We start from the raw sequence: 23,427 nt of genomic DNA, 5'->3' as shown, positions 1-23,427 counted from the left end.
AAACTGTGGCGGATGGTCGGGCCCGTTAGCCCCCCCCCCAGCAACAGTAACAAACACAGGCCACACACTATGAGCATGTATATTTTTGCGACACTCGAAAGCCTGCCGCACACAGTAGAAGAAGTTCGCGCCGTACTACGGAACATGGCGGTTTCCAGCCGCCAGGAGCCGGGATGCCTGCACTATCAGCTGCTTCAGTCAGCAGAGCAGCCGACCCTCTTGCACGTGTTTGAAGAATACAAGGACGCCGAGTCTATTAGCGCCCATCAGGCTTCACCCCACTATCAAAACTATCGTCAGATAATCTCGGACAAACTGGCCAGACAGCCCTCAGTTACCATCATGACCAGCCTATTAACAGACCGTTCTGGCCACTAAACCCCTGACTTAACGCTGTGCCGGGCCAACAACGACCAATGCACCTACGCTCTAAAACCGGAGGCTGCGGGCGGGTAATCAGCCCTGCAATCAGAGCATCCAGCGGCAGAGCACTACGTCACCTGACACTCAATGGTGCCGGCATTGCTTGCCTGGCTCATTTTCTGATTGATAAGCATCTACAAGCGGGCCAGCTGCAAGCTGTACTGAGCGATATCCCTGCCGTCGAAGCAAACGATCTGGGCGGCTCGTTTATAAACAAGGCACGCTGTCCCCAGAATGGCCAGCTTTGTAGATTATCTGGCCAAGGCATTGGCATAGTCTCCGCCAGTTTAAAGCCCACGCTTATGCGTGGGCTTTAAACTGTGGCATGCGCAGTTTATTGAGGATAGGCTGGCGTTGCTGCCGATAAATCCAGCCATTGCCCGCTAGAGACCTGATTGAATTTCTTCTGGGCCAGCGCATAAAACTGCTCTGAAGCAACTGGCAGCTTAAGATCAGCCACCGAATCAAGTGCAGTCTGGCTTAAAGGCAAACCATACATGGCAAAGATTTTGCGCACATCCTGCCCGATGATTTTGGAGCTAATGACATAAATTAACTCATGATTATTGATGGTGTTATTCGCATAACGACTCATGCCATATTTATTACCAGCCTCCCACTCCTTGCTTACTAAGCGATCTGCCTTCGTCAGCAGGGTAAAGTAATCCATGCTGGCTTGCATACTTGGCACAGATTCCTTGGCCCGGTATTTACTGAAAAGAAAGGCCAGCTGGAAATGCACCGCCCGCATGGGATCTTGCGAATCTCCCCCCCAAAGGCGTTTTTCCATATCAGCACGCTGTGCTTCACCACTCAGGCCATTTTGCCGGTTTTGTACAATATACTGGTAAAGAGCAGGGTGATCGGTGAGATGCCCGTTGTCCAACCCTGTAAGGCCATACTGACGCATCATATGAGTGCTAGCCAGGATGTTGTTATCACACTCAACTAAGCAACCTTTACCATTTAGCTCAATATGCATCACACGCTGCACCGTGTTATGGCCCAGCTCATGAGCATGCCCCCAGCCTGTACCGCTGATACCGGCAAAGCCATCCGAAGGATTACCCGAACACAAATAGCCACATGCCGAGATCCAGCCCACAAAATGCTGCACGCCCGGTGCACGATGGATTGGTCCGCCACATGTCCAGCCCGCAGACGCACAGAAGGCGGCAACATTGGCCGACATCGGCATATTGCTATAGCCGTTTGCAATATGATTGGAATCGAACAGCATGCCTTTGATTTGATCAACGATATAGACTTTGGGGTCCAGAGTACCCATCGCCTGATTCGCATAATTGATAGTCTGCTGAATCTCTCCACCTACAAACTTAGCAGTTTGCCAGCCAAAATCCTTGCGTTTTAAAGCGGCAACCGCCTCATCGATATCCGCGTCACTTTGCGCCTTGGTAAAATCAAAATGTGAGTACTTAGCTGCGCCGCGAATCTTTAGCGTCACACTTTGGCCTGCTGTAGCACCTGCATAGTTTAAGTAAAGCGGGCCACCAAAAGGTGTAACCAGTACTGTTTCCCCACTCGCTTTAAGAGGAAATCTGAACGACTGAGGATGACGTGGCCGCTTATAGCCTTCGCTCACAGCATCAGTCAGCGGATTGCCCCAGGTGCGCAGATAATTACTTTGCACAGCCAGCTTGCCATTGCCTGCCAGCACTTCGATATAAACCGGCTTACCAGGCACGGCAGCGCGGCCGATTGCCGTTACGCCATCAGCCTGAGCAATGGTCACTTCAATCGTTTCGGCACTACTGCTTACCGGTAATTGCTGCGCAAGCTGCGGCATAAAATCACCCTGCCCCGCACGTGCAACCGTTGTGCTGACCCGATTAAAGGCCAGCCATGAATCAGAAGCATAGGTACGCAAAAACTCGGCAGGCTGGGTAGTGCGGTTGATTTTTCCGTATTCAATATCCGGGCGGTATAAATCAGCCCACAAGACCAGCAGCTGATGAAGGTCTGCCGCAGGCTCTGCAAACACCTCGCCCCCCGTGCTCTGCAAGTTTTCTAACTCTTTGTGAATCACCGTAATTGCATCTGCAGACGATGTATCTTTGCTTAAATCAAGACTTAAGCTACTGCTGCCCATCTGCTGAATGGCTTGTATCAACGGCACCAGCCTTTCACCCTGCTTAAGTACCTCGCTCAATGTACGCTGGCTACCCACCGACATTCCCGCTACGCTCGCAAAGAAATTCCCGCCATAGCCCCCCAACTCCATACCCAGGGCCTGCAAAACTTTACGCCCACCTACCGAATCCCCCCAGCTTGGATGCATATAGATTATTGCTTTGCCGCTTTCCAGATATTTGCGAACCTGCCCACCCAGCTCTGCACTATCTTTCACCCCTGCACCAAAAAACAGCACATCGGCATCTTGCCAGCAGCTATTGTTGCTGACAGAAAAATCACAGGTTAAAGCTTGCGGTGTTTTGCCCAGACGAGCCAGCAGTTTAGTCACACTCTTGGCATCGTAGCCTGCCGTCGCAAATTTAATCGTGGCGGGCAGTGGCCCGGCCGCTTTACCCGTTACAACCCAGTTAAACGCACGGTTAAAAATGGGAAAATGCTGGTTTTCTCTTGATTGATCAGCCATCCAGGCCAGAACATCCGCCCCATATGCCAGGCTGCGCCCCTTGCCATACTGGCTGATCACCGCCAGACCACGGCCCTCATCCGACAGGATCAAAGGCACAGCCATTGTTGACAAACCCGGGCTAATTGAATTGCTGTTTTTACCTAAATTAAACGTCAGATCAAGATCGGCACCACCATAGATATCACTTAACGTGGCATTTTGCTGCTGCTGGTAACGCTTAGCCAGCGTTAAAGCCTGCTGTAATAAAAGCTCGCGATGTGGAGCACTGAGGCCTGCTGTACTGCCAGCTTTCACCGCAGACGCTATTAAATTTGCATCATTACTGCTGATAACCTCATCTAAAGTAGACGGATCTGTAGCCGACGGATCGGAGCTGCCACCACAGGCAGCGAGCATGCAAAGCGTTAACATGCTCAGAAAAGATTTATATTTCATCAAAAGATAAATACCTCATTAAAAACTGCATCATTCACTCCAGCTGGCAAGAACGGAGGCGAGCAGGTACATTAGATATTCATAATATTATCAAGCACGATTAATATATGACATTGGTGTTTGTAGCAATACAGGATATAAAACGCCCCCAAACGGCGACACCTATTGACATTCAACCATCAGTTATGTTGAGAGAACCACTTCAGAGCTAAGCCAAAAACAGCCTTTACTGCACTATGTGTCTTGGTAATTACAATCAATTACACTTTGCACACCCTATGCTTGGCTGTTGTTCGACTCGGCTCAGCTGCGAATCAAATATCAACAGATTCTGAGTTGACACTAAATAGGTGATATTTTTTGAAGTTTTAATTGAGCTCAAGCAATATTTTTTTGAGTAGCGGGCTACCGTTAAACAAAGAATTTACGGTAAAGTTAACCGGTGCTCATAAAAAGCCTGTTTTCTAAACTAAGAACTGAGGCTTTTTCCCTAAAATGGCATTACCTGCAGGGCTCTGTCTGAAGCCCCTGCCGTCTGTCAGGCTCATCTGCCATTTGCCACAACTTAGTTAAAAGTGATACGGGCACAGTTACTCTTTTGATAAAAACTATCAATCGCATTTAAATAATCAATTTGTTTTAACTATCGCAAAAAACCATAATTGGTTTCAACAAGGAGCCACCATGCAGCAAGCCACACTCGGGGAACTCTTTTGCGAGCTGCTTGCCAGCCTGGTCTGGATGCAGTGATCTCAATCTAAGCAAAGGAAGAAAATCATGACATCGAAAAAACTCACCACCCAAGCCGGTGCACCCGTCAGCGACAACCAGCACGCTCTTACCGCAGGCCCGCGCGGCCCGATGCTGATGCAGGATGTCTGGTATATGGAAAAAATGGCACACTTTAACCGTGAAGTGATTCCAGAGCGCAGAATGCACGCAAAAGGCTCAGGAGCTTACGGAACATTTACAGTAACCCACGACATCAGCAAATACAGCAAAGCTAAAGTTTTCTCTGAAGTAGGCAAGAAAACGCCTTTATTTATGCGCTTTTCTACTGTAGCCGGTGAGCGTGGTGCGGCAGATGCCGAACGGGATATCCGTGGTTTTTCGATTAAATTCTATACAGAAGAAGGCAATTGGGATGTAGTCGGTAATAACACACCGGTGTTCTTTTTACGCGATCCACTCAAATTTCCTGATCTGAACCATGTGGTGAAACGCGATCCGCGCACCAATATGTTTAATGCAAACTCGCAGTGGGATTTTTTCTCCAGCCTGCCCGAAGCGCTGCACCAAATTACCATTGTGATGAGTGATCGCGGCCTGCCTAAAAACTACCGTCAGATGCACGGCTTTGGCAGCCACACATTCAGCCTGATTTCTGCCGACAACAAACGCACCTGGGTGAAGTTTCACTTTAAAAGCATGCAAGGCATCGCCAACTACAGTAATGAAGAAGCTGCAGCCGTGATCGCTAACGACAGAGAAAGCTCCCAGCGCGATCTGTATAATAGTATCGAGAATGGTGATTTCCCGCGCTGGAAAATGTGTGTCCAGCTGATGACAGAAGCCGAAGCAGATAACTACGCGATCAATCCTTTTGATCTGACCAAAGTATGGCCACACGGTGATTTCCCTCTGCATGAAGTGGGCATACTGGAGCTAAACCGCAATGCAGACAATTACCACGCCGATGTAGAGCAATCAGCACATAACCCGGCCAATGTAGTACCCGGCATCGGCTTCTCGCCAGATAAAATGTTACAAGGCCGCTTATTTGCTTATGGTGACGCACAGCGCTACCGCCTTGGTGTTAACCATGGTCATCTGCCGGTAAATGCGCCAAAATGCCCATTCCACAATTACCACCGTGACGGGCAGATGCAAATGGGCAATTATAATGGCAGCGCCTATCCAAGCTACGAGCCAAACAGCTTTGGCGGCCCCATTGAAGACCCATCTGCAGCCGAACCGCCTTTGACAATTCATGGCAGCGCTGATCGTTACAACCCGCTGCAAGATCAGCCTGATGATTTCATCCAGGCCGGTAACCTGTTCCGCTTAATCGGCAAAGACGGGCAAGAACGCCTGCTGGACAATATGGCCGGCGCACTCAGCCAGGTCACAGTAAAAGAAATCCAGGTGCGCCAGCTGCGCCACTGCTACAAAGCCGATCCGGCTTACGGCCTGGGATTAGCTACTCGCCTCGGGATTGCTGAGGCTGAAATTAAGTAAGCCAATTAAATAAGCTGTAAATCAACAAAAGGCCAACCCGATGGTGAACTGACCCCAATTAGTTGGACAGTATAAAAGCTAGGTGCTCAAGGGCTGGGTTCTATATTGAACAGGACTCAGCCCTTTTAACTTCAACTTGATTCGGTCGTGGTTATAGTAATGAATGTAGTCCACGATGCCTTGCTCCAGTTGCTCAATACTAGTGAATTTTTCCTGGTAGAAAAACTCTGACTTCAACGTACCAAAGAAGCTTTCCATCGTTGCATTATCGTGGCAATTGCCCTTTCTTGACATACTTTGTACCAGTCCTTTTCCTGCCAATTGCTGCCGATACTTTGCCATTTGACACTGCCAACCCTGATCCGAATGCAGTAGTGGTTTTTCATCCGGGCTCAGCTTAACGATCGCTTTCTTTAGCATTTGACTGACCAGCGCAAATACTGGGCGGCGCGCCATTTCAAAAGCGATAATTTCTCCATTGTATAAATCCAAAACTGGCGACAGATAGAGCTTTTCTCCCTGTACGTTAAATTCAGTCACATCGGTTACCCATTTCTGATTCGGCTTATCTGCACTAAATTGTCGCTGCAATATATTTGGCGCGATTTTGCCGCATTCACCCTTGTATGAACGGTACTTTTTAGGCCGAACGCACGACTTCAAACCCAGCTCTTGCATTAAACGCTGCACCGTTTTGTGATTAAGCCATTCGCCCTTATTACGCAGCGCCAGCATGATGCGCCGGTAGCCGTAGCGCCCTTTATGCTCTGCAAACAGCGCTGTAAGCTGTGTTTTGACGTTTTGATACTTGTCGCTCACCGCCAAAGCCTGCTTCTGGTAATAGAAGGTGCTACGCGGCAACTCGGCTTGTTTCAACAAATCAGCCAAGGGAAACTGCGGCCTTAATTCAAGCACTATTTGTGCTGTTTCTGCTGTGCCGATTGGGCTTTGGCTTGAACTAAGGCATTGTACTTTTTTATGTAGGCCACCTCTAAACGGAGGCGTTTGACTTCTGCAATGAGTTCTTCACGGCTACGGGTTTCATCATCAATCGGCAGGGGAGCAGTGTTATTTTCGGCAACGGGCATGGGTGATTTCTTTCGACCTTTAGGCGCAGATTCAAGGGCAGCAATTCCGCCTGCGCAATACTGCGTGCTCCATTGGCTCAAACAAGTGGGGCTACGAATATCAAAATAAGCGGTAGTTTCCTGCTGGGAAAGATGATTGTCCCACATGTGCTGGAGCACGGAGAGTTTGAACACGGCATCGTAATGACTGTATTTGGGGGCTAAACCCGATTCACCATGCTGGCGAAACGACCTCACCCAGCGACGAAACATGGCCTGCTCGATGCCATATTGGTTAGTAATCGTTTTAATACCTTCTTCGCCCGTTAAATATTGCTGAACGACAGAAAGCTTGAATTGCGTTGTGTACTTGGACATAAAAACACCCCAAAAATATGGACGGGTGTCCAACTTTTGGGGTGCAGTTCAATGGGATGGCCTTTTTTCATGCTGATCAGGCATGGAGTTTGGATGTGTTTTTCAGGCAGTGAAACGGCGAAACATTTTAAAAGACCAAAACGAATAAAACCTTAACCCAAGCCACCATACTTAATTTAAAATCGCTAAAAACAATGAATTAAAGCGATATCTCTTTCAAATTATTTTCGCCACAAGGCCACTATGAAAACCGCAATGCTGATTATTGATGTGCAGGAAGCCCTCTGCAGTGGCGAATATGCCGCCTTTGAAACTGCGCAAGTGATTAGCCGGATTAATTCAGTGGCCCAATTAGCGCGCCAGAATAAAGTGCCGGTTATCTATATCCAGCACGAAGAAAATGATGGCCCGCTTGAATACGGCACAGATGGCTGGCAGCTGGCTGCGGGTTTGCAAGCACGGCCGAATGATTTATTTATCAGAAAAACGGCATCGGATTCATTTCATAATACCAATCTGCACGCCCTGCTTAAAGACTTGGGCGCAGAGCATTTGATTATCTGCGGCCTGCAAAGCGAATTTTGCGTGGACACCACCGTCCGCCGCACCCTGGCCCTGGGCTACCCGGTAACGCTGATTGCCGACGGGCATTCCACCCTGGACAACGATGTATTGTCTGCCACACAAATTGCCGCGCACCACAATATCACGCTTTCAAATCTATCCAGCTTCGGGCCACGGGTTAAAGCGGTTTTGGCGGAGAAAATTGAATTTAATTAAATACCGTAAGTTAAATCTTGTAGGGCGTGCTCGAAGCAGGGCGGGCTTTATCGCCCTGCACAGTACGCCACACACATATCACAATTTCCACACGGCGCACTGCGCTTATCGCTGAGCGACAAAAAACCGTCGTACGTTCAAGCGTCGAGTGCGCCCTACACCCTACTTGCTTCATGCACAATTGTCATACAAGATAAAAAGGCAATATTGTTTGCTTAGTTTTTAAAGCTCACCTATTTAATATGGAGCAAGAATAAATCCGTGTCTAAATCATCTATCCTATTTTCCCCCAGCCAAACGCCAAATTATCAAATTGCGATTTGTAGCCGTGTAGGTCTGTTATATAAGCTAACAGAACCCTTTTTGTTCAGATTAAGAACGCGAAAAATATTTGACTCACCCTTGAATTTTTCTCCTGAATATGAAAACACTACCGATACGCATGATTACAAATATCAATCGGTTACGATTAATACAAATCATTTTTCCGGCTTTGATAATGAATGGGAAAAATATTTACAAGCATTGAAAAATTCAATTGAATCATTCCCAAAAAACAAACAAATAATTATCAAACATTCAAACCCATATTGGGACATTGATCTCGTTATAAAGCATGCTGATTTTGGAGATGAAACATGTGAATTAACTGTTGATGGACGCACAATCACTGAGTTATTAACACAGCTAAATTCATTCTCTGGCATACCGGCAACCCTGCCAGTTTTAATGGTTGATAATGACAACGATGATGACAATGTTATTTTTGGTGCTGAAAGAGCAGAAGGATGCAATGACTTTGTCAGGCTTACCTTTATGGATTATGAAGCTGAAACAGAGAGTGAAGAAGAGGAAAACTATCCACTACATACAGTACAAATTGATAGGGAATGGCTGATAAACCAATTACGCCCATTGTGTGCATTCCAGCTCAATATTGATGAATGGGATAAAGAATTTTCCCATCAAGTTTAAAAATATACTTAGGCCTAATAAAGCGACTATTAATTTAACAGAACATATATTTAACTAAACACATTAGTTCACCCTTGCTCATCCGGCAACAAGCACCAGCTTCGGGCCACGCATAGAAACGACTTTGGTTTAGTAAATCGAATTTGATTCAATATCGTGAGTTAAAGCACCTAGGGCGTACTCGAAGCTGGGTAGGTTTTATCGCCCAGCGCACGCTCGAGCTTCGAGTGCGCCCTACGCTACATCTTCCACGTAAATCCTCCCCCAAACCACGCCAGGTTTTAGCTTCACCCCTCAGAGGGGTACAATCCCCGCTTTGCTGCATAGATAGATTCGCCATGTCCCCCCATTCAGTCCTCGAACACGTCTTTGGTTACCGCAGTTTTCGCGGTGAGCAGGAAACTATTGTCAGCCATGTGGCGGGGGGTGGGGATGCGCTGGTTTTGATGCCTACTGGCGGGGGGAAATCGCTCTGTTATCAGATCCCAGCCTTGCTGCGGGATGGCTGCGGCGTAGTGGTGTCCCCCCTGATTGCGCTGATGCAGGATCAGGTGGACGCACTAAAAGAGCTGGGTGTTGCAGCAGCTTATTTGAATTCAAGCCTGAATCAGGAAGAGGCGCGCGATGTAGAAAATGCGTTTATTAATGGCCAGCTCAAGATGCTGTATGTGGCACCAGAGCGGCTGGTTACGCCGCGCTTTATGGCGCTGCTCAAGCGTGCGCATATTGGCCTGTTTGCAATTGATGAGGCGCATTGCGTATCGCAGTGGGGCCATGACTTCAGGCCGGAATATCTGGCGCTATCCTTACTTGCCGATGAATTCCCCGGCATTCCGCGCATTGCCCTCACCGCTACGGCGGATCACGCCACGCGCACCGAGATGATAGGACGGCTGCGCTTAGAGGACGCGCAAAAGTTTGTCTCCAGCTTTGATCGGCCCAATTTGCGCTACGCCATGGTGGAGAAAAAAAACGCCCGCGATCAGCTGCTCACCTTTATCCGCCGCGAGCACGAGGGCGATTCGGGTATTGTGTATTGCTTAAGCCGTAAAAAAGTTGAAGACACCGCCGCTTGGCTTAAAGCCAAGGAAATCAACGCCCTGCCCTATCACGCCGGGCTGGATGTCAGCGTGCGCACCAAGAATCAGCAGCAATTTATTCGCCAGGAAGGCGTAGTAATGGTGGCGACGATTGCCTTTGGCATGGGCATTGATAAGCCCGATGTACGCTTTGTGGCCCACCTTGATTTACCCAAAAGCATAGAAAATTATTATCAGGAAACCGGCCGTGCCGGGCGCGATGGCTTGCCAGCCAACACCTGGCTGGCTTATGGCCTGCAAGATTTAATTTTGCTCAATAGCATGATTGATAATTCCGGCTCGCCCGATATGCAAAAGCTGGTGGAGCGGCGCAAGCTCGACGCGATGCTGGGCTTGGTAGAGGCCACCGCCTGCCGCCGCCAAACGCTGCTGGGCTATTTTGGTGAAGCAAGCCAGCCCTGCGGCAATTGCGATAATTGCATCAACCCGCCCAAATTGGTGGAAATGACGGAAGCCGCCCGAAAAGCGCTTTCGTGCATCTTCAGAACCGGCAATCGCTTTGGCGTTGGGCATCTGGTGGATATTTTGCAGGGCAAGGCGACCCCAAAGGTAAAAGAGCATTTTCATGATCGCATCACCACCTTTGGCATCGGCAAAGAAGTGGATGAGTCCAGCTGGCGCGCCGTATTTCGCCAGCTGTTGGCCCGTGGCGCAGTCCGCCTGAATGAATCCGGTCATGGTGGCCTGGAGCTGACTGATGCAGCGCGGCCCTTACTCAAGGGTGAAACGTCGCTGTTTTTACGCGAACGCACCGAAAAATTTAATTACAAGGGTGAAAAAGGCAGTGACTTTGTCGCAAGCTCCGATCAGGCGCTGTGGCAAGCGCTGCGCCGCCGCCGCAAAGAATTGGCCGATGAGCAAAACGTGCCCGCCTATATCATCTTTGGCGATGCCACTCTCAAAGAAATGGTAAGATTACGCCCCGGGGACCATTACGAAATGTCCCGCGTTTCAGGGATTGGCGATAGAAAGCTGGAAAAATACGGCAATGACTTTTTGAAAGTGATTGAAGAAAATCACTAGACTCAGTTGATGTTTAATACACAGCAGTAGCAAAAAACCGTAACAAAAAATGCATAAGCCCACCAATCCAACCATCCATTCTTACTTAAAATAAAAAAAATATGAAAGGAAAGAAAAAGAAACTTAATAGAAATACCCTTAGCCATCATCTATCTTATTGAAAGCGCTTCGCCAGACTAACTTCAACTTATCTATAAAAATCTGGTACGAAGATGTATCTCTCCTTAAAACCAATTTAAGGAGCTATTCATAATATGGAGTGACAAAGATGGCCACTGCAAGCAAAAAAACGACTAAATCTCCGAAAGTGGTTCTCGTACTACAAGGTGGAGGTGCCTTAGGCGCTTACCACATTGGTGCTTATGCCGCGATGCAAGAAGCAGGCTTTGAGCCAGACTGGGTAACAGGTATCTCAATTGGTGCAATCAATGCCGCAGTCATTGCCACCAACCACCCCAAACAGCGCCTCGAAAAACTGGAAGCCCTCTGGGAATCGATTTCGCGCCCCGATGGCTGGGGCAGTTTTTTATCCGGACAAACCCTCTGGGCATTCAATCAATTTAGCGTAGCTGAAGCCATGCTGCTGGGCCAGCCTAATTTCTGGTCTCCCCGCATGCCCAGCCCTCTTTTATCACCAACGCTTCCAACAGAGCTGGCCAGCTTTTGCGACACCACGCCCATGCTTGGTACATTGCGTGATTTAGCTTCTTTTCCCGATTTAAACTCAGGTAAAACAGCAAGACTTACACTGGGAGCTACCAAAGTTGACACGGGCGAGCTGGTGTTTTTTGATTCTGCCGCACAAAAAATTGAAGCCGAACACGTACTTGCAAGCGGCTCGCTCCCACCCGGCTTTGCAGCCACAAAAATTGGTGATGAGTACTACTGGGATGGAGGATGCGTCAGCAACACGCCATTAAATGCAGTTCTTGATGATCAAGGTGAAGATGATCTGCTGGTCTTTATGGTGGATTTATGGAGTGCCAAAGGCCCACTTCCTACCAGCATGGATGCCGTAGCCTGGCGACAGAAAGAAATCCAGTATGCCAGCCGTAATACTCAGGTAGAAGTGGCCTGCACGACGCACAATCTGCGCCGCGCCCTGGCTAAAGCCTCGCCAGACACCAAGGCCATCAGCAAGGAAAGCGCAATGGATGTGCCACAACGTCATATTGATATTGTGCACATTACTTACACACCAAGCGCCTCTGAAGGCTCTTGCAGCGATGCCGAATTCTCCCGCCCCTCTATTGCCAGACGCCGCGCGGCAGGCTATGCCGACATGCAGGAAGCACTGGCCCAATCTCCCTGGAAAAATCAGGAAAGAGCGGCCCACATCGCCACTACCCTACACCGCTTGCAAGCAGGCAAACTGGATACACAGGTGTGTTTATGATGTGATCGCTGGGCTACTGCTTCTGCAATTTTAAAAATTGTCCCCCTTCCCAGTGGTTTTATCGAGGACCATAAGCTGATGGCTTCCCGATAAAATCACTCGGAAATGACAATCCTTATGATATTCACAGCAAGCTCGAACGCACACGTGACAATAAACAGGATAAATAGCAACAACTCAAACCAAACAGATATTCGCAAAAAACCCAAAATATATCTCTTGGGTTTTTCCGTGTAACGCTGTGTCCTCTGTGGTTCAATATTTGGAGTTTATACGCCAAGCCGGGTACTTATGATCAACCTTAAAGATTCACCCGCTCAATCTTATTCAGGCTACGCCCTAAAAAGCGCTCGCCAATACTTTGAAACTTCACCGGCACATCCGTGACGTAAAAACGATAATCCGGGGCCTGATGAGATGGATTAGCCATGCCGGAGGATTGCAACAGATCAGCAGCCTGATCGGCAATGGATAAAGCCGAATCCACCAGCTTCATCCGCCCGCCCACCACATCGAGAAGCAGCGGTTTAATCAGCGGGTAGTGAGTGCACCCCAATACCAGCGTATCGATTTTCTCTACAAAAACAGGCTTTAGGTATTCTTGCGCCGTGAGTTTAGTCACCGGATGATCCAGCCAGCCCTCTTCAACCAGCGGCACAAACAACGGACAGGCTTGCGAATATACGCGATAGCCAGGGTTTAACTGGTGAATTGCACGTGCGTAAGCGTTGGAATTTATCGTGGCCGGTGTGCCGATCACGCCAATACCACCGGTCCAGCTGACGTCTACCGCATTTTTGGCTCCCGCCTCAATCACATCCAGCACCGGCACATTTGCGCTGTCCCGCACCAGATCAGCGGCCACCGCCGCCATGGTATTACAGGCAATAATCAGCATTTTTACCTGCTGATTCTGCAAAAACTGGGCTATTTCCTGAGTGAAATGAGCGATGGTATCGACCGACTTCACCCCGTAAGGCACGCGGGCGGTATCACCAAAATAAATAATATTTTCAAACGGCAGTCTGTCCATCAAAGCACGCACTACGGTTAAACCGCCTACGCCAGAATCGAACACACCAATTGGATGAGAAGGAAGAGATTGATTTTGCATGGGATGGCATTTTACGCCGGAGTACCGATCTGGGCGAGCCGGAAATCCCGAAAATACTGGCTTATATCCGCGGTTTTTAATCACTCGCTGATATTACACAGTAAAAATCAACGATTAAGCGACAGAGAATGCACGGAGTTTCACAAAAAAATAATCGTATGGCACATGGATAAGCCTTATCCCCACGTATTCAGTGCACAGCCCTCCGTATGAGCACTATAAAACCTGTACCGCGCTAAAAGGGTTTACCTCTTATAAAGACAAAGAATCTCGCCTGCAAATAAAAATGACCCGTTTCATTGAAACAGGCCATTTTTCTTAAATATTAATTTTTAAATTAATATTTAAGCTACTTCCAAATGCATCATTTTTTGCAGTTTCTTAGTCGACAGCAGTAAAAGTGCCGCAGTGGCCATCGCCATACCAACAAACAGCATGAAGAACTCATAAATACCATTGATCTGGTAACCCATAAAGCTTGGCACGGCCTGGCCTGCTTCCGGGTAAAACCCCGCCAGCACACCGGCGAACCAGTTTGCCGCCGCGCTGGCCATAAACCATACCGCCATCAAAAGTGATGCAAAGCGCGCTGGAGCAAGCTTATTCACCAAAGACAAGCCAATCGGAGAAAGGCATAACTCGCCCATGGTGTGCAGCCAGTACATGGTTACCAACCACATGATCGATACTTTTATACCCGGCTCGATATGCTTTACCGCCATCGCAATCACGATATAACCAAAGCCCAGAAACAACAGACCCCAGGCCATTTTGGTAGGAGAGCTGGGCTCAGCGCCTTTTTTCGATAAAAAAGTCCAGAGCGACGCCAGTACCGGTGCAAAAATCAGCACAAATACAGGGTTTAACGATTGAAACCATGATGTTGGTACGGTAAAACCCAGCACTTCACGATCCAGCGATTCGGCCGCAAAGAAAGTCAGCGATACACCTGCTTGCTCGAATGCAGACCAGAAGAAAATCACGAAAAATGACAATACGCCAATCACGATAATACGTTCGATATCAACCTGGGTTAGCGGAGCATCCCGTTTAGCACGCTCTTCTGCGCTGATTTTACCTGGTGCCAAGCCGATCAATTTACCAGCCGGATCAAGCAGATATTTATCACGAAAAGACACAAATATCGCCAAAGAGATCAGCATACCCAGGCCGGCGGTTAGGAACCCCCAGCGAAAATCAGCCGGGTTCCCCGTGTCACCCAAAGTACCGCAAATCAACGGAGCCATAAATGAGCCTAAGTTAATCCCCATATAGAAAATGGTGTAAGCCGTATCTTTACGGCTGTCATTTGGCTCATAAAGCTGGCCAACCATCGTCGAGATATTGGGCTTAAAAAAACCATTACCCGCAATAATAAAACCTAAACCACTGTAAAACAGCGGGATTGCAATACTGGCGTCCTGAAACCAGGTGCCTGCAAAGAACAGGAGAAACTGCCCCAGGGCCATCAATACTCCACCAACAACAATAGAGCGGCGATTGCCCCAGAACCGGTCAGCAACATACCCCCCCACCAGGGGGGCCAGATAGACCAGGCCCGTATATTGACCATACAGTGCAGAAGTAAACTGCTTGTCAAACGACAGAGCTGAAATCATAAACAGCGCAAGTAAAGCGCGGTTACCGTAATAAGAAAAGCGCTCCCACATTTCTGTGGCAAATAAAAGGTAGAGGCCTTTAGGGTGGCTAGACTGTTTTGCCATCTGAGCATCCTTAGTGAGTGTGATGTTGCTAGTATTAATACCTTACAAACAGGCAAATGCGTTACTGAAAACAACCACTTTCATACTGGTAACTTTCACATCAAATGAAACTTATTTACCAAAAAAAAACTAAGGTAAGCAGTTTTATAACTTTCTAATACAGAAAGCCACCACCATGCAAAGTGCATGCTAATTTTTAACGTCAGCATTTTTTATGACAGAGGATACTTAGGGAATGTACAGACGAGAGCTTGGCTTTTAAATACGTAAGATTGCTTGATATAGCGCATATATTGGCTTTTTATGCTTAAAGAAAATTCGTAAGCATAAATATATTTGAATGAATAAATGATAAACGGTAGATTATTGCCAATGTAATAAAAAATACAAGTAAGAATACATAAAGAATTCTTACTTGCGCAAATAAAAATAGAAAGCTAAATAACAGAATAAATAATATTTAAGCCGCTCAGTATCACCCTCCCCTGGTCTGAAGGTCAGTTTGCTTGCAAGCTAATCCGGCAGATACCAAGACTAATGAGAATGCCCTTCAGCGGCTTTAACTCCCACATCACGCTCTTGCACCATCACCGAAACCTCCACTGAGCCTGACTTTTTAAACTGCAATTTCAGTGGAAATTTATCACCCACTTTTAAAGGCGGCTTCACACCATAAATCATCAGGTGATAACCCATGCCCGGTTTCATTTTGATGATGTCACCCCCTTTTACTTCCAGCTCGCTCACCTGACGCATTTTCATCACATCACCCTCCATACTCATGGTATGTATCTCTACCCGCTCAGCCCGATCACTACTTGCCCCAATCAGCTGATCATTTTGCGGGCCTTTATTTTCCAGACCGATATACGCCGAACCAATATCCTTACCCGGCAAAGTTGGCACCGAGTATGGATGCACCACCCGAATCTCCCCCGCCTTGTATTCATGAGCAAAAACTGTAAAAGACGCGCAGAAAGCGACCAGTAATAAAGTGATTTTTTTCATTTTATCTCCCTCTAAAGTGGGCAGCTCATTGGAGCTGCCAGAATAAGTGCCGGATCACTATGCTTGCAAGAAAAATCTAAGTTCCGAAGTATGGCATTTCTAAGTTTCATACTCAAAAAAAGAGGCTTTAAAAACAACCGTATTTATTAAATATATCGACTTCCATCACTCCGGGAAAAAATAAAGGAGAGCCTATTTTTATGCCCCCCTTTCTGCCTTACCCTATGGGTATCAAGCCAAACAAAGATCATACGTCAATTTTATTTTTAGCCCCCCCACAGATATTTAACCTACGGTTTAGCGCAATAATGAATTAAATATCAACATGCCCTGGGCGGACCAGCTTATGCACTTAAGGATTTTTGTGATAGTCATATATTCTCAAAGATTCCAATCAATTTTTTTATTTGAAAATTATACAAAGCCTTTTATTTCACTATTGAAGGGAATGAAGGAGAGCTTAAATAAGAACATACCCAGCTCTAAAGTGTCGCCAAGCAAACAATGCCCACTTTACTCTGCCGTTGCCCCTGCACCATCACGCAGTGATGCAATAATCCAAACAGGCGCATATTGCACTCATATCTGGAATCACATCATATACTTTAATTGAGATGGATAGCCCGGCAACCAAGAAATGGCCACCGGGGTTTGGAAAACTAAGGCAGCGCTGTATTTTACAAAAAAATACAGTCTATTGAATTTGCTCTATGCTCTTTTCTGTATGCATTTATTTTACAAAAATAAATACTTCCAAGAAAGGCACATAACTTAGCCCCACAAGATGACCAGTGAAAACAACTGCCCACCCTGTAGCCTAGATTTATGCCGAAAAACAAGCCAGCACCTTATTCGAACAAACAAATTACTGAAGCAACACACCCGCTAAACTTTAAAATGACTTACACCCTGGTTTAGCTGATTAGCGATCTGCTCAACTTGCGAAGCATTTTCTGCCGCATGCTGGATAGAAGTGCTGGTTTCTTCCACCATTTGCGATATATCTTCAACCCTCAAAGCGATGCTATTACTTGCCTGGCTTTGCTCGCGTATGGCCGATGCCATTTCTTGCAAGCTATACAGACTGGACTCCGCACCGGAATGAATACTATTTAGAGAGTCGGCAACATGACGCGACAATTGCACTCCCCGCTCAACTTGCGGAATAGCAGAGCTCATTGCATTAACCACGCTAACGGTTTCACCCTGAATAGCAGCCAGCATCGAGGCTATATTCACCGTAGCAACCGAGGTTCTTTCTGCCAGTTTTCTTACCTCATCAGCCACCACCGCAAAACCACGTCCCTGCTCGCCCGCTCTTGCGGCTTCGATGGCGGCATTAAGTGCCAGCAGATTAGTTTGATCGGCAATGTCTTTAATTTCGGAAGCGACACCGGAAATTTCACGTGCCTTAGCGTCGAGCTGGCGAATTTGTGCAGTGGCTTCGCTTACATTACCCGCAATCAACTCCATCGTAGAGGTCACTTCAGCAACCTGAGTTACCCCGTTTTTAGCCAACTCTGTAGCCTGGCGGGAAGCCTGTTCTGCCACACCCGAGCCTTCCGAAATATGGTTGATGCTAACAGTAAGCTCCTCCATGGCTGCCGCCATAGTCGTAGTTGCGTCAGACTGCCTCGTAGCCGCAATCGAAATCTCTTTGCTGGAGTTCGCAATTTGTGCGGCTCTGTCATTTAATAAATCAGCATCAGAGCGCACATTACGCATGACCTTATTTAAACCCTTAACCATTTCCCCCAGGGAAGCCAGCATGCTGCCCTGATGAGCAGATGACACATTAATTTGCAAATCCCCACTGGCCACCCGCTGCATCACCGCAATTCCTTCCTGCGGCTCACCACCTAGCTGCTGTAATATACTTCGTGTAATCATCCATGCCACACCGGTCACCAGAGCAGCCAGAAGCAGTAATTTTAAAAGACCATAGAGCAAATTGCTTCTAAGATCATCTTCCACATCATCTACGTAAACCCCTGTACCAATAACCCAGTTCCAACCAGGTATCAGAATAGAGTAAGAGATCTTAGGCTCTGCCTTATCTGAGCCCTGCTTTGGAAAGGAATATTTAACAAACCCCCCTCCCTGCTGGGCAGCTTTGGCCAGCTCCACATAAATTAACTTCCCATCAACATCCTTTAAATCACGCTGATTTTTCCCCTCGGATTCAGGCTTGGTCGGTTGCAAATGCACAATATGATTTGTGTCAATGATAAAAAAATATTCAGTTTTAGAATAACGTACATCCCGTAATGCCCTGACTGCTGCTTGCTGAGCATCAGCACTGCTCATTTGCCCTTTCTGGCTTAAAGCACGAAAGTGCTCTATGACCCCTGCGGCTGTTTCAGTCTGCCCCTTAACCTGATCCATCCGGTCTGCCAGCATTCGATCGTACAACACCTTCGTATTAGTAAGACTTAAGAACGCCATGCCACATAAAGAAAAAACACATAGCAGCAATAAACGTGTTCTCACCCGGTAATTTATTAATAAGCCCATTTCATTCTCTCTTGTTTAATGCCCAAAATGGCTTTTCCATCTGTACAACCAATTAAACACATCCAAATGGCTGGCAGATAAAAAGCATCGTCAATTGACTCACTTTAGTACATCTAAGGTAATATGTAAAAATAACAATCCTTTAAAAAATAAAACCAGCCCGCTCGATCTGTGTAGTAAGCAGCTCACACAACTCCAGAGATATCACTTTGCCTCTGGTTTACCCCAAAGGGCAAACACTTTTTTTTACAAAATCAGAAATACAACAAACCCACCAACACCTTATCATTTATAGAAAGTTGTCTGCCCCAGCTGTTTAATTTTTTTTACAGAACGCTTTGCTTTCCAGTGCGTACTATAAATTCAACTTGGGCAAGCGCCCAAATCGATGAATAGATATATCACACTACAGTTTGACCTGTTCTAGGAAAAAACCCTTAACCACAGTAATGCTTTCCAAGTCAGGTTTCAAACATAGAAATAGTTGCTATGAAACGCCTCTGCTTAAAAGTAGAATTTAAATATTACAATACCAACGTTGAGGGGATGTCATCTAATACCATATGGGGGTACCTGTTATGGCAAATCTAAAGCCATTGCGTCTTGATTTATAATACTTCTGCAATACTTTCAAACCAGTCATTCATCACAGGTGGAGCGATTTACTCAATACACGCATTCGGCTGCGAATCATCAGGTTTAATATAAACCAATTCAATCGATTGGTGTTCTGCCTAACCCTTGATATGCGGCGAAGATATCAATAGCCATGGCCAGAGCCGATTCATTTAAACTTGCCACACTGTTCAATAGTTTGATTCAGGCGGCTCACCACAGACTCTGCTGGCAAAGAGAAACCACTTTGATATTAGCCTTAGTAAGCAAATACCACAGACATTAGCTAATTAGCCTTGGATAGCTCCGGCTCTTGATTATTTTGGTGCTTGATATACAGGCTTAATTCCAGATCGCAATTAATCCAGTAAATAGAGGCAAAGCCCTGGTTCGATCCCCCTTCGTAAGCCAAACGGGCACCGGCGACTTTTGCGTTTTCTGTATCCAACGTAAAAGCATACCAACAAGGCTGATTAAAAAACAGGTACAACAGGATGTAATATATTAGTATCAACCAGCAAACGACAGCGCCAAGATACTGATGATGGCTTAATGCTTAATATGCAGTTTATTTGGATACCGGCTCTTATCTATCAAACATTCATCCGCATCATGATAAAAAACCTGATACGCCATAAATGCTGTACTTACAACTTTCACACCAAATTTTCTATGCCGAAAATCTTACTGAAAGATAAACCGATTTGGGAGGGGGCAACTAAATGAAAGAAATAAAATAATAGAAATCATACTTGCATTAACAGCCAATCTTACTGCTTGAAATTTATAGAATGCATTATCCGGATTAAAAATAAGGGCAGGCCGGTATTTCCGCTCTGCCCTATTTATTTTTATTTTTTAGTCAAGACACTTGAGTCAACATGTGAAAACGGCTTTCCATAAATCAGGAGATCCGTTTTTTGAGTGTATGACAATGTTCCATCTTCATTATACTTTATGGTAATAGTAAATGCTTTTGTTTTTGCATTTTTTATCATAAAGGAACTTTCTGCGAGATTATTAGCTTTACTGCTCATCGTAAATTCATTTGCATCCTTTAAATCGCCCTCTGCCACAGCACAGACAGCACGGGGAATACAGAACGAATTATAAACTTTATTATTCTTTTTATCCCAAATCAAATATCCAACCTGGTCATGAAATTGCTGATTATCAGCTTTTTTAAAAACCATCTGATGGTATCGCACGGTCACAAGATCCTGGACACTTGCATTTGTAGCCCCGGCTCCACTACTAATTACAATTTTTTCATAATATGGCGTTGTTGCTACCGCGCCGGCAGGGGAACCACTACCACGTTGACTAGGAGAAACATCAACCCCCATATCACCTTCCCATGTGCCAATTAATTTGGTGAGAGGATTTTCATCAGCAAACGAAAACTGGCATAGCATTAGTAAAGCAGCACCTGCAATAGCATATTTTGATTTATTAACTTTCATCTTCATTCCTCTAATATAAAATAGAAAAAACCATTCTTTTAAATTGATGGAGTGACGATAGAATGCGACGTAAAAAAGCTTTGCGTTTTGACCGAGATCAATAAGCACAGAATGTAATAAAATTAAATATCAAGGTCATAGTTAAAATAAATCATCGTAATTTATTTTAACTATGGCTATAAGCACTAATAAAAGCAAACAGAAATAAAAACCTAAAAACATTCTAAATAACTCGTAAAAAATCAAGTGGTAATTTCCCTGTAATCTTTTAACAAAACCAGATCATTTTTGGGTGTGTTTGTTCTCAATTATTGAATCGACATACATAAAAACCCTAGGAAACAAATAAACCCAGATAATAATAATTTTAAAGTCAGTCTAAACAGCTTCTTTGCATGATTAGTAATATTATTTTAATTACGCAGCTCTTATACAACTTTGACATACTATTAAAAAATTATCTTTATCAAACACAAACTACTTGAGCCCAAGCTTGGTAAAAAAACTCACCATCTAATACAGAAAGCCCTAATCAAGGAAGATTGAGCTTTATATGGGAATAAACCATTGAGCCTCTAATGATGTAAAAAAACCTTGATCAGACATTGCACCAGGCACGTTAAAAGCCCCCAAAGGCAGCATCATCAGCAAAACACTCAAATACCTGCAAAACGTAGAGCTACAAAGGGAAAAATCAACATAAAAGCAAAAACTGACCAGACTGAAAGCAAAGCATTTTAATCAAATTTTTTCCATGCCCTTTTAAGCTAAAAACATGCAAAAACAACTATTTTTAAACCATATCAGCGGGGTATTATCTAGGCACCGCCATACATCGAGAATCTGCCATGCGCCTGATTTCATCACTATTTGTTTTACTCTGGGCCGTTACCGTAGAGGCCAAGCCACTCACGGTATGCACCGAGGCCAGCCCGGATGGCTTTGATGTTGTGCAATACAATTCGCTAACCACTACAAACGCCTCTGCAGACGTGCTATTTAACCGTCTGATCGATTATGACGCGAGCGCCCGTAAACTAGTGCCCAGCCTTGCCGAGAAGTGGCAAATCAGCCCCGATGGCCTCAGCTATACTTTCACTTTAAAAAAGAATATTGCTTTTCATCGCACCGACTACTTTAACCCCACACGAACGCTGAATGCTGATGATGTGATATTCACCTTTAATCGCATGCTGGACAGCAATCACCCCTGGCATAAATCAGCAGTCAATGGCTATCCGCATGCGCAAACTTTTCAATTACCCAAACTGATTAAATCCGTTAACAAAATAGATGAGCAAACAGTGCGCTTTGAGCTCAATGCCCCTGAAGCTACATTTTCTGCACTCCTTACCATGGGTTTTGCATCGATTTACTCTGCAGAATATGCAAATCAATTATTAGCTGCAGGAAAAACCGCCAATTTAAATACCAAACCTATAGGTACCGGACCTTTTGTATTAAAAAACTATCAAAAAGACAGCCATATCCGCTTTGATGTATTCACCGCCTATTTTGGTGATAAACCGAAAATTGATAAATTAATTTATGCCATTACACCGGATGCCAGCGTAAGAGTGCAAAAGTTAAAAGCAAGCGAATGCCAGATTGCCCTCTCACCTAAACCGCAGGATGTATTAGCGGCAAGGCAGGATAAAAATATTCAGGCTATTGAAACACCGGCATTTTCTACTGCTTTTATTGCTTTTAATAGCCAGCATAAACCTTTTGATAATGCAAAAGTGCGCCAGGCTCTTAATTATGCATTTGATAAAAATGCCTATCTAAAGCAGGTGTTTGATGGCACAGCCACAGCGGCGGACGGCCCTTACCCCCCCAATACGTGGAGCTATATCAATCAGGAGGATTACAAATATAATCCTGCCAAGGCAAAACAATTACTGGCAGAAGCCGGATTTCCCAATGGCTTTAGCACTAGTATCTGGATACGCCCGACAGGGAGCTCTCTTAATCCTAATCCGCGTGCTGGCGGAGAGTTACTACAGGCCGACTTAGCCAGAATCGGCGTAAAAGCCGAGCTAAAAGTCATTGAATGGGGCGAGCTAATTAAACGCGCCAAAGCTGGTGAACATGATCTCTTGTTTATGGGCTGGAGTGGCGACAATGGCGACCCGGATAATTTTTTAACACCGCAATTTTCCTGTTCATCAATAGAATCCGGGCTTAATTTTGCACGCTATTGTGATCCCCAGCTGGATAAACTAATTAATAATGGCAAAAAAATAGCCAATCAGGCAACACGAGCCAAACTTTATACCAGTGCACAAAAAATAATTCATGATCAGGCATTATGGATTCCATTGGCGCACCCTATTACTGCCGTGCTGACTAAACCCAATATCCGTGGCTATAAAATCAACCCATTTAGCCGGCAGGATTTTAGCAGTATCATTGTAAAATAAATCTGTACTCTATGAATAAGGGCACTTAAAACTCGGCAAACCAGGATTTTAACCGCCCTTATTTTTTCCGGATAAAAAGAATAAGCAATGAGCACTTAGTCTATAAAGACTAATCGCCACTATTTAGATTT

Annotated in this window: 16 protein-coding genes; 8 read left to right on the top strand and 8 right to left on the bottom strand. The window is 45.7% G+C overall.

Annotation, left to right across the window (positions count from 1 at the left end; all coding sequences use genetic code 11):
- Positions 1–69 precede the first annotated feature (69 nt).
- Positions 70–378 carry a putative quinol monooxygenase gene (locus EJO50_RS00285; RefSeq protein ID WP_164521386.1) on the top strand — a complete coding sequence of 103 codons (309 nt, stop codon included), beginning with the start codon at positions 70–72 and terminating at the stop codon, positions 376–378.
- Between the two features lie 38 nt (positions 379–416).
- On the top strand, positions 417–740 hold the full coding sequence (locus EJO50_RS00280; RefSeq protein ID WP_125971035.1) for a type 2 periplasmic-binding domain-containing protein: 324 nt from the start codon (positions 417–419) through the stop codon (positions 738–740).
- Positions 741–757: 17 nt separating this feature from the next.
- Here EJO50_RS00280 and EJO50_RS00275 read toward each other — a convergent pair whose 3' ends face one another.
- Positions 758–3,478 (bottom strand): ImpA family metalloprotease, encoded by a 2,721-nt coding sequence (locus EJO50_RS00275; protein WP_125971034.1) that lies wholly within the window; start codon positions 3,476–3,478, stop codon positions 758–760.
- A gap of 777 nt (positions 3,479–4,255) precedes the next feature.
- Between EJO50_RS00275 and EJO50_RS00270 the strand changes: the two genes are divergently transcribed.
- Positions 4,256–5,716, top strand: coding sequence for a catalase (locus EJO50_RS00270; RefSeq protein WP_125971033.1), 1,461 nt, complete (start codon positions 4,256–4,258; stop codon positions 5,714–5,716).
- 78 nt (positions 5,717–5,794) lie between these two features.
- Here EJO50_RS00270 and EJO50_RS00265 read toward each other — a convergent pair.
- A protein-coding gene (locus EJO50_RS00265) for an IS3 family transposase (protein WP_125971032.1) occupies positions 5,795–7,161 on the bottom strand; the annotation gives its coding sequence in 2 pieces (ribosomal slippage) (positions 5,795–6,640 and positions 6,643–7,161; 1,365 coding nt in all).
- A gap of 243 nt (positions 7,162–7,404) precedes the next feature.
- Here EJO50_RS00265 and EJO50_RS00260 point away from each other — a divergent pair.
- From EJO50_RS00260 to EJO50_RS00245, 4 genes are all read left to right on the top strand, one after another.
- Positions 7,405–7,941, top strand: a complete 537-nt coding sequence (locus EJO50_RS00260; protein ID WP_125971031.1) for a cysteine hydrolase family protein — start codon at positions 7,405–7,407, stop codon at positions 7,939–7,941.
- A 261-nt stretch (positions 7,942–8,202) separates the two neighbouring features.
- Positions 8,203–8,916 (top strand): hypothetical protein, encoded by a 714-nt coding sequence (locus EJO50_RS00255; RefSeq protein ID WP_125971030.1) that lies wholly within the window; start codon positions 8,203–8,205, stop codon positions 8,914–8,916.
- A 338-nt stretch (positions 8,917–9,254) separates the two neighbouring features.
- A complete protein-coding gene (gene recQ / locus EJO50_RS00250; RefSeq protein WP_125971029.1) occupies positions 9,255–11,039 on the top strand; it encodes a DNA helicase RecQ in 1,785 nt (594 codons plus the stop codon).
- Positions 11,040–11,307: 268 nt separating this feature from the next.
- Positions 11,308–12,435: a patatin-like phospholipase family protein gene (locus EJO50_RS00245; protein ID WP_125971028.1), complete on the top strand. Its 1,128-nt coding sequence runs from the start codon at positions 11,308–11,310 to the stop codon at positions 12,433–12,435.
- Between the two features lie 301 nt (positions 12,436–12,736).
- Here EJO50_RS00245 and murI read toward each other — a convergent pair whose 3' ends face one another.
- The 6 genes from murI to EJO50_RS00220 form a co-directional block, all read right to left on the bottom strand.
- Positions 12,737–13,549 (bottom strand): glutamate racemase, encoded by an 813-nt coding sequence (gene murI, locus EJO50_RS00240; protein WP_125971027.1) that lies wholly within the window; start codon positions 13,547–13,549, stop codon positions 12,737–12,739.
- Positions 13,550–13,893: 344 nt separating this feature from the next.
- Positions 13,894–15,273, bottom strand: a complete 1,380-nt coding sequence (locus EJO50_RS00235; RefSeq protein ID WP_125971026.1) for a peptide MFS transporter — start codon at positions 15,271–15,273, stop codon at positions 13,894–13,896.
- A gap of 534 nt (positions 15,274–15,807) precedes the next feature.
- Positions 15,808–16,281 (bottom strand): copper chaperone PCu(A)C, encoded by a 474-nt coding sequence (locus EJO50_RS00230; RefSeq protein WP_125971025.1) that lies wholly within the window; start codon positions 16,279–16,281, stop codon positions 15,808–15,810.
- Positions 16,282–17,166: 885 nt separating this feature from the next.
- The gene (locus tag EJO50_RS00225; RefSeq protein ID WP_125971024.1) at positions 17,167–18,795 is read right to left on the bottom strand and encodes a methyl-accepting chemotaxis protein; all 1,629 of its coding nucleotides are present in this window, start codon (positions 18,793–18,795) and stop codon (positions 17,167–17,169) included.
- A gap of 901 nt (positions 18,796–19,696) precedes the next feature.
- Positions 19,697–19,858, bottom strand: a complete 162-nt coding sequence (locus EJO50_RS17075) for a hypothetical protein (protein WP_164521385.1) — start codon at positions 19,856–19,858, stop codon at positions 19,697–19,699.
- A 403-nt stretch (positions 19,859–20,261) separates the two neighbouring features.
- Complete coding sequence (locus EJO50_RS00220; RefSeq protein WP_125971023.1) at positions 20,262–20,873, bottom strand: heme-binding beta-barrel domain-containing protein; 612 nt, start codon at positions 20,871–20,873, stop codon at positions 20,262–20,264.
- 848 nt (positions 20,874–21,721) lie between these two features.
- Here EJO50_RS00220 and EJO50_RS00215 point away from each other — a divergent pair.
- Positions 21,722–23,296 (top strand): ABC transporter substrate-binding protein, encoded by a 1,575-nt coding sequence (locus tag EJO50_RS00215; protein ID WP_125971022.1) that lies wholly within the window; start codon positions 21,722–21,724, stop codon positions 23,294–23,296.
- The last annotated feature ends 131 nt before the right edge of the window (positions 23,297–23,427 follow it).

Source organism: Iodobacter ciconiae (genome assembly GCF_003952345.1).
In the GTDB taxonomy this organism is placed as follows: domain Bacteria; phylum Pseudomonadota; class Gammaproteobacteria; order Burkholderiales; family Chitinibacteraceae; genus Iodobacter; species Iodobacter ciconiae.
This window is presented reverse-complemented; position numbering and strand designations above follow the sequence as displayed.

Excerpts from the sequence above, each read along its gene's own strand:
- EJO50_RS00285 (WP_164521386.1), top strand. The coding sequence starts at position 70 with ATGAGCATGTATATTTTTGCGACACTCGAAAGCCTGCCGCACACAGTA.
- EJO50_RS00280 (WP_125971035.1), top strand. The coding sequence starts at position 417 with ATGCACCTACGCTCTAAAACCGGAGGCTGCGGGCGGGTAATCAGCCCT.
- EJO50_RS00275 (WP_125971034.1), bottom strand. The coding sequence starts at position 3,478 with ATGAAATATAAATCTTTTCTGAGCATGTTAACGCTTTGCATGCTCGCT.
- EJO50_RS00270 (WP_125971033.1), top strand. The coding sequence starts at position 4,256 with ATGACATCGAAAAAACTCACCACCCAAGCCGGTGCACCCGTCAGCGAC.
- EJO50_RS00260 (WP_125971031.1), top strand. The coding sequence starts at position 7,405 with ATGAAAACCGCAATGCTGATTATTGATGTGCAGGAAGCCCTCTGCAGT.
- recQ (WP_125971029.1), top strand. The coding sequence starts at position 9,255 with ATGTCCCCCCATTCAGTCCTCGAACACGTCTTTGGTTACCGCAGTTTT.
- EJO50_RS00245 (WP_125971028.1), top strand. The coding sequence starts at position 11,308 with ATGGCCACTGCAAGCAAAAAAACGACTAAATCTCCGAAAGTGGTTCTC.
- murI (WP_125971027.1), bottom strand. The coding sequence starts at position 13,549 with ATGCAAAATCAATCTCTTCCTTCTCATCCAATTGGTGTGTTCGATTCT.
- EJO50_RS00235 (WP_125971026.1), bottom strand. The coding sequence starts at position 15,273 with ATGGCAAAACAGTCTAGCCACCCTAAAGGCCTCTACCTTTTATTTGCC.
- EJO50_RS00230 (WP_125971025.1), bottom strand. The coding sequence starts at position 16,281 with ATGAAAAAAATCACTTTATTACTGGTCGCTTTCTGCGCGTCTTTTACA.
- EJO50_RS00225 (WP_125971024.1), bottom strand. The coding sequence starts at position 18,795 with ATGGGCTTATTAATAAATTACCGGGTGAGAACACGTTTATTGCTGCTA.
- EJO50_RS00220 (WP_125971023.1), bottom strand. The coding sequence starts at position 20,873 with ATGAAAGTTAATAAATCAAAATATGCTATTGCAGGTGCTGCTTTACTA.
- EJO50_RS00215 (WP_125971022.1), top strand. The coding sequence starts at position 21,722 with ATGCGCCTGATTTCATCACTATTTGTTTTACTCTGGGCCGTTACCGTA.